This is a genomic window from Rathayibacter sp. AY1D2 (assembly GCF_002932695.1).
GTDB lineage: Bacteria > Actinomycetota > Actinomycetes > Actinomycetales > Microbacteriaceae > Rathayibacter.
Genome location: NZ_PSVX01000104.1, coordinates 1 through 6,197 on the forward strand (window position 1 = coordinate 1; position 6,197 = coordinate 6,197).

The window sequence follows — 6,197 nt, forward strand, 5'->3', positions numbered from 1 at the left end:
CCGGAGTCGGGGCGCCGCGCGATCGGCGCCGCCGCCTCGATCGGCTTCGACCTGATCGAGATCCCGGCTCCCGACGACCCCGACGCCTCCGCGTGGACCGCCGACCTGCTCGACGAGCACAGGATCGACGCGGTCGTCTCGCTCGCGCTGGACGCCGACTCCGACATCACCGACCAGGCCACGGCCGGCCGCGGCGAGGAGCGGCTCCTGGCGGCCGTGCGGTTCGCCGAGGCGATCGGCGCGCGGTACGTCGGCGGAGTCACCTACTCGGCCATGCGCAAGTACGAGCACGCGGCCGACGCGGCTGCCCGCTCGCGCTCGCTCGACGTGCTGCGGAGGGTCGCCGCGGCCGCCGCTCCCGCCGACGTCGTCGTCGGAGCGGAGTACGTGAACCGCTACGAGAGCAACCTGCTGAACACGGCCGCCCAGACCGCAGGGTTCCTCCGCGAGCTCGACGCGCCGAACGTGCTCCTGCACCTCGACACCTTCCACGCCCACCTCGAGGAGGTCGACCTCGCGAGCGCCGTCCGCGACGCCGGCGACCTGCTCGGCTACCTCCACGCTTCCGAGAACCACCGCGGAGAGCTGGGCACCGGGAGCACCGACTGGACCGGGCTCGCGGCGGCGCTCGCCGACTCCGGCTACCGCGGCCCGCTCACCCTCGAGAGCTTCTCGCCCGCCGTCCAGCCCCCGGCCTCGGCCGAGGGCATGGGCCTCTGGCGCGAGCTCTGGCACGACCCCGTCGCCCTCGCGACCTCCGGTCACGCGTTCCTCGCGGACCTGCTCGACACCGACCCCGCGGCCCGACGCCGCCCCTGAACCTCTCGAACCAAGGAGCACCACCATGACCACGAACCCTCTCGGAGTGCACGCCCTCGTCTTCGCCGGCGGCACCACCCCCGACGAAGTGACCGCGACGATCGAGCAGACCAAGGCGGCCGGATTCGACCTGCTGGAGCTCTCGCTGCACGACGTGCAGAACCTCGACACCGCCTCCGCCCGCGCCGCCCTCGAGGCGAACGACCTCGGCATCGTATGCTCCCGCGGCCTCGCCTTCTCGGCCGACGTCTCCAGCGACGACCCGGAGGTGGTGGCCCGCGGCGCGAAGCTGCTCGCCGACTCCCTCGAGACCACCCACGCGCTCGGCGGCACCCACTTCACCGGCGCCCTCTACAGCGCGCTCGGGAAGTACAGCGCGCCCCTCTCGGCCGCGGGCCGCGCGAACGTCGTCTCGGTGCTGACCGACCTCGCCGCCGAGGCCTCGACGAAGGGCATGACCCTCGGCCTCGAGATCTGCAACCGCTACGAGACCAACGTCATCAACACCGCCGCGGACGCCCTGCGCCTCGCCGACGACATCGGCGCCGACAACGTCCTGATCCACCTGGACACGTACCACATGAACATCGAGGAGGACGACTTCTTCCGCCCGGTGCTGCTGGTCGGGGATCGTCTCGGGTATGTCCACATCGGCGAGAACCACCGCGGCTACCTCGGCAGCGGCCACCTCGACTTCACGACGTTCTTCCACGCCCTCGCCGCGATCGACTACCGCGGACCCATCACCTTCGAGTCGTTCTCGTCGGCCGTCGTCTCGCCGACCCTCTCGAACGACCTAGCCGTGTGGCGGAACCTCTGGAACGACGGCCCCGCGCTCGCCCGCCACGCCCACGGCTTCCTGGTGAACGCGCTGGAGAGCAGCCGTGGCGAGGCCTGAGACCGAGGTCGCGCCCGACGCGGTGCGGCCCGGCCTCGACGAGCTGGCCGGGCGCGCGCTCGCGCTGACCTCGCCGGGCCGCCGCGCGATCGTCGCGATCGCCGGCAGCCCCGGGGCCGGCAAGACCACGCTCGCCCGGGCCGTGGTCGCCCGCGCGAACGAGCTCGCGGGGGAGGGGACCGCCGCCTTCGTGCCGATGGACGGCTTCCACCTCGCCAACGCCACGCTCGACGAGCTCGGCCGCCACGACCGCAAGGGCGCCCTCGACACGTTCGACGGCTGGGGCTTCCTCGCCCTGGTGCGGAGGCTGCGCGCCGAGACCGACCACGTCGTCTACGCGCCCACCTTCGAGCGCACCGTCGACGAGGGAGTGGCCGGCGCGCTGGCCGTGCACCCCTCCGCGTCGCTCGTCGTGCTGGAGGGCAACTACCTCCTCGTCGACGAGGGCCCGTGGGCGCTGCTGCGCGCCGAGTTCGACGAGGCCTGGTTCTGCGCGACTCCTGAGACCGAGCGCTTCGAGCGCCTGGTCGACCGCCACGTCTCCTTCGGCCGCGCCCCCGAGGCGGCCTCCGCCTGGGCCTCCGAGGTCGACGGGCGGAACGCGCTGCTGATCGAGGCCACTCGCGACCGCGCCGACCTGATCGTGTCGGGGACGGCGGCGGGGGTGGTCTGACGCCCGATGTGGCGGAGGAGCGGTCCGCTTCGGGGCGCGACGTGGGCTCTCGGGCGTGTCCGGCCGGTCGATCGGGCGGACGACGGAGGGCCCGTCGCCCGGCGGATGCGGTCTCGACGGGTCGGGTGCCAGGCTCGAGGGATGGACGACTCGACACGGAACTCCTCGGAAATGCCCTCTCCCAGCACCCCGCCGGCCGTTGCGCCCCCCGGAGCCGGGCAGCCGCCCCTCCCCGTCGCTCTCCTCCTCCTGCTGCGGCGGAGCGACGGGCGGCCCGCGGCTTCGTCGGGTGCCCTCGACACCGTCCTGGCCGCCTCCGTCCTCGCGGAGCTCTCCCTCCGGCGGCGCGTCGAGGTGGACGCCGGAGCCGTCGCCCTCGGGCCGGAGCGGTCGGCGCTCGGGGACGCCGTGCTCGACGGGGCACTCGGGTGGATCGCAGCGGAGCGAGCACCGCGCAGCGTCTCCTGGTGGATCGCCCGCCTCACTCGGAGGGAGCTGCATGCCGCCCTCCTCGAGCGGGTCGCCGCCGTGGAGCCGGCGGAGGACGAGCGGCTGCGGATCCGGGTCGCCGAGGTCCTCGCGGCTCGGACGGCGCCCCTGCCGTCGGACGCGGCGCTCATCGGCCTGCTCGACGCGGCCGGAGCGCTCTCGCCGAGGCCCGGCATCCCGGACCGGCAGGCGATCCGGTCGCTCGCGGCGCAGCACTGGGCAGGGCCGGCGGCCGCCGCCGTCCTCGCGGGAACCGCCGCGAGCGTCACGGGAGCCGCGGTGATCGCGGCGGCGACGACGGTCACGATCACGGGCATGTGATCCGATGCGTGTGACTCGCTGAAGCCGCGCGCCCCTACTCCGCCGGGTAGTCGGGCGCGACGAAGACGCAGAACGGGTGGCCGGCCGGATCGGCGAGGACGTGGAGCGCCTCCTCCGGGTCGTCGCTCCTGTCCTCGATCAGCTCGGCGCCGAGGGCGAGCGCCCGGGTCTTCTGCCGGTCGAGCTCGTCGGCGTCCGCGACCATGAAGTCGAGGTGCAGCTGCTGCGGGACGGGCCCCTCCGGCCAGGTCGCGCGCGGCAGGGCGGCCACCCGCTGGAATGTGAGCTTCGCGCCGTCGGCGGTGACGATCGCGACCCACTCCGCCTCGTCGTCCGAGCCGTCCGCGGGCGGCTCGTCGCCGGGGCGGTACTCGCCGCCGAGCAGGGCGAGGTAGAAGGCGGAGAGGGCGCGGGCGTCCTCCGTGTCGAGGACGACCTGGCGCAGGCGCATGCGGGCAGGGTACCGCCGGACGGCACCTGAGAGGGATGACGTGCTGTGCGGGACGGCTGCGGCGGGCCGGGCGTCGTGGGTCGCGGCCCGACGTCGGCTGAGAAGGGGGGTCCCTGCCCCGACACGGCAGGCCGCGTCTCAGCGGAGGTTGTCCAGCTCTCTCGCTCCCGACCGCGCAGCCCTGCCACTCCGCGCCCGCTTCCTCAACCCCTCCCGGCTCCCGGCCTCGCGCCAGGGCCCGGCGCGTACTGTGGCCGCTGACTCACGACGGCTACGAGGGAGACACCATGACGGAGCAGATCGGAATCCCCGAGGCCGCGGCGCTGGGGAGCGAGCAGCGGAGCATCGCGATCCTCGGAGCGGGCGGCGACCTCACCGAGCGGCTGCTGCTGCCGGGCCTGGGCCGGGTGGCCGAGCTCGCGCGCGACCTCGAGCTCACGCTGATCGGCGCGGCGCGCACGCCGCAGACCGACGAGGAGTGGCAGGGCCTCGTCCGCCGCAGCCTCGAGGCGGCCGGAGTCGCCCCGCACACGGTCGAGGCGCTCGCGTCGCGCGCGCGCTTCGTCGCCACCGACGCCTCCGACCCGGAGCAGCTGAAGGCCCTCCTCGACGCCTGCCCGTCGACTCCGGTGCTCTACGTCGCCCTGCCGCCGGCGATGGGGCACAAGGTCGCGGCCTCGCTCGCCGAGCTCGACCTGCCCGAGGAGCTGGTCGTCGCCATCGAGAAGCCGTTCGGCGAGGACCTCGACGACGCGATCGCCCTCAACGCGGCGTTCGCGAAGGTCCTCCCCGAGAGCCGCCTCTGGCGCATCGACCACTTCCTCGGCAACGCGACCGTGCTGGGGATGCTGGGCCTGCGCTTCGGCAACAGCCTGCTCGAGGCGAGCTGGAGCGCCGAGTGGATCGAGAAGGTCGAGATCGTCTACGACGAGACGCTCGGCATCGAGGGCCGCGCGGCCTTCTACGAGAAGACCGGTGCGCTGCGCGACATGCTGCAGAGCCACCTCCTGATGGTGCTCGCGCTGACCACGATGGAGCGCCCCGACGAGGTCGCGCCCGACGAGGTCCACGCGCGCATGGCCGAGGTGCTCGGCGCCGTGCGGCTCTGGCGCGACGACCCCTCCTCCGCCCGCCGCGCCCGCTACACCGAGGGCCGCGTCGACGGCCGCTTCTTCCCCTCCTACGTCGACGAGCCCGACGTCGACCCCGAGACCGGCACCGAGACCCTCGCGCAGCTGCTGCTCCAGGTCGACACCCCGCGCTGGGCGGGCGTCCCCTTCGTCCTCCGCTCCGGCAAGGCGATCGGCGACCCTCGCCGGGAGGTGGCGATCCACTTCCGCGCCGCCACGCCCCCGCGCGGCCTGCAGGCGGCCGAGGGCGACGCCGGGACGGTCCTCCGGATCGGCCTCAAGGGCGGCGACGTCAGCCTCGACCTGGTCGTGAACAGCGCCGACGAGCTGACCGATCTCGAGCGCACCACCCTGACGGCGCAGCCCGGCGCGGCCACGCTCGACCCCTACGCGCAGGTCCTCGCCGGGATCCTGCAGGGCGACACCCTGCTCTCGGTCCCGGGCGACGTGGCCGAGCAGTGCTGGCGCATCATCACTCCGGTGCTCTCCGCCTGGGCCGCGGGCGACGCTCCACTGGACGAGTACGAGGCGGGGAGCGCGGGGCCCGAGGGCTGGTGAGCGCGCGGTGAGGCGGGCGGGCTGAGGCGTCGGCGCGTGGCGTGATGCGGGGTCGGGTCCGCCGACGCCGGTCGCGTCGCCTCCCGCCCGGCTCCGCTGCTGGCCGTCCCGCTGGTCGACCCGTCCCGCCGGTCGACCGGCCGGTCGGTCGACCTTGCCGCCCATTGACCCTCCCGCTCGTTGACCCTCCCGCCGGGGGAGACGGGATGCTGGAGGCATGTTGGGCATCGGGGAGTACGCAGGCATCACGGGTCTGAGCGTGAAGGCGCTCCGGCACTACGACGAGAAGGGCGTGCTGGTCCCGGCGGAGGTCGACGAGCGGTCGTCGTACCGCCGGTACGCCGACGCCCAGGTCCGGGCCGGAGTCGTGATCAGCGCCCTCCGGAGCGCGGGGGTGCCGCTGCCCGAGGTCGCAGCGGCGACTCGAGCCGGCACCGCGGCGGAGGCGCTGCAGGCGCACAGGGAGCGCGTGCTCGCGGAGCGGGAGCAGGAGGACCGGGCGTTCGGGGCCGCCGAGGTGACGCTGCGGGCGCTCGCCGTGCCGGTCGAGGTCGCCGAGCGGACGATGCCGGCGCAGCCGTACGTCGGCCAGGTCCTCACGATCGCCCTGGACGAGGCCGACGGGCCGGGCGACGACGAGGCGAACGAGATCTTCGGCGCGCTCGCCACCCGAGTGCACGCGGCAGGGCTCGGGCCGACGGGACGTTTCTGGACGGCGCTCCGGGCGGGCGAGCCGGGTTCGGCGGAGCTCGTCTGCTGCTGGCCGACGTCGGCGGAGGCGGAGGGCGACCTCGCCGATCTCGCCGCGATCCTCCCGGCGCGCACCGAGCTGGTCGCCACCTGGCGCCCCCGCGACGG

The 6,197-nt window shown here is 74.5% G+C and carries 7 protein-coding genes; 6 read left to right on the forward strand and 1 reads right to left on the reverse strand.

The window, feature by feature from the left end:
* The 4 genes from C5D04_RS17310 to C5D04_RS17325 form a co-directional block, all read left to right on the forward strand.
* Nucleotides 1-819: sugar phosphate isomerase/epimerase (locus C5D04_RS17310; protein ID WP_104348120.1), on the forward strand; the 819-nt coding region annotated here is incomplete at its 5' end.
* 25 nt (nucleotides 820-844) lie between these two features.
* Nucleotides 845-1,717 carry a sugar phosphate isomerase/epimerase gene (locus C5D04_RS17315; RefSeq protein WP_104225811.1) on the forward strand — a complete coding sequence of 291 codons (873 nt, stop codon included), beginning with the start codon at nucleotides 845-847 and terminating at the stop codon, nucleotides 1,715-1,717.
* Nucleotides 1,704-2,390: a nucleoside/nucleotide kinase family protein gene (locus tag C5D04_RS17320; RefSeq protein ID WP_208543338.1), complete on the forward strand. Its 687-nt coding sequence runs from the start codon at nucleotides 1,704-1,706 to the stop codon at nucleotides 2,388-2,390. Before C5D04_RS17315 ends, C5D04_RS17320 begins: the two co-directional genes overlap by 14 nt.
* Nucleotides 2,391-2,561: 171 nt before the next feature.
* Nucleotides 2,562-3,200: a GPP34 family phosphoprotein gene (locus C5D04_RS17325; RefSeq protein ID WP_181137759.1), complete on the forward strand. Its 639-nt coding sequence runs from the start codon at nucleotides 2,562-2,564 to the stop codon at nucleotides 3,198-3,200.
* Nucleotides 3,201-3,234: 34 nt separating this feature from the next.
* On the opposite strand, the gene C5D04_RS17330 is transcribed toward C5D04_RS17325, so the two are convergent.
* Nucleotides 3,235-3,651 (reverse strand): VOC family protein, encoded by a 417-nt coding sequence (locus C5D04_RS17330; RefSeq protein ID WP_104262559.1) that lies wholly within the window; start codon nucleotides 3,649-3,651, stop codon nucleotides 3,235-3,237.
* Between the two features lie 287 nt (nucleotides 3,652-3,938).
* On the opposite strand from C5D04_RS17330, the gene C5D04_RS17335 reads away from it, so the two are divergent.
* Both C5D04_RS17335 and C5D04_RS17340 read left to right on the forward strand, forming a co-directional pair.
* Nucleotides 3,939-5,339 carry a glucose-6-phosphate dehydrogenase gene (locus tag C5D04_RS17335; protein ID WP_104348122.1) on the forward strand — a complete coding sequence of 467 codons (1,401 nt, stop codon included), beginning with the start codon at nucleotides 3,939-3,941 and terminating at the stop codon, nucleotides 5,337-5,339.
* Nucleotides 5,340-5,556: 217 nt separating this feature from the next.
* Nucleotides 5,557-6,197 (forward strand): MerR family transcriptional regulator (locus C5D04_RS17340; RefSeq protein ID WP_104348123.1); only part of this gene is annotated, 641 nt, incomplete at its 3' end.

Bases quoted from the DNA above. Each gene is read 5' to 3' on its own strand.
- C5D04_RS17315 (WP_104225811.1), top strand. From the start codon at position 845: ATGACCACGAACCCTCTCGGAGTGCACGCCCTCGTCTTCGCCGGCGGC.
- C5D04_RS17325 (WP_181137759.1), top strand. From the start codon at position 2,562: ATGCCCTCTCCCAGCACCCCGCCGGCCGTTGCGCCCCCCGGAGCCGGG.
- C5D04_RS17330 (WP_104262559.1), bottom strand. From the start codon at position 3,651: ATGCGCCTGCGCCAGGTCGTCCTCGACACGGAGGACGCCCGCGCCCTC.
- C5D04_RS17335 (WP_104348122.1), top strand. From the start codon at position 3,939: ATGACGGAGCAGATCGGAATCCCCGAGGCCGCGGCGCTGGGGAGCGAG.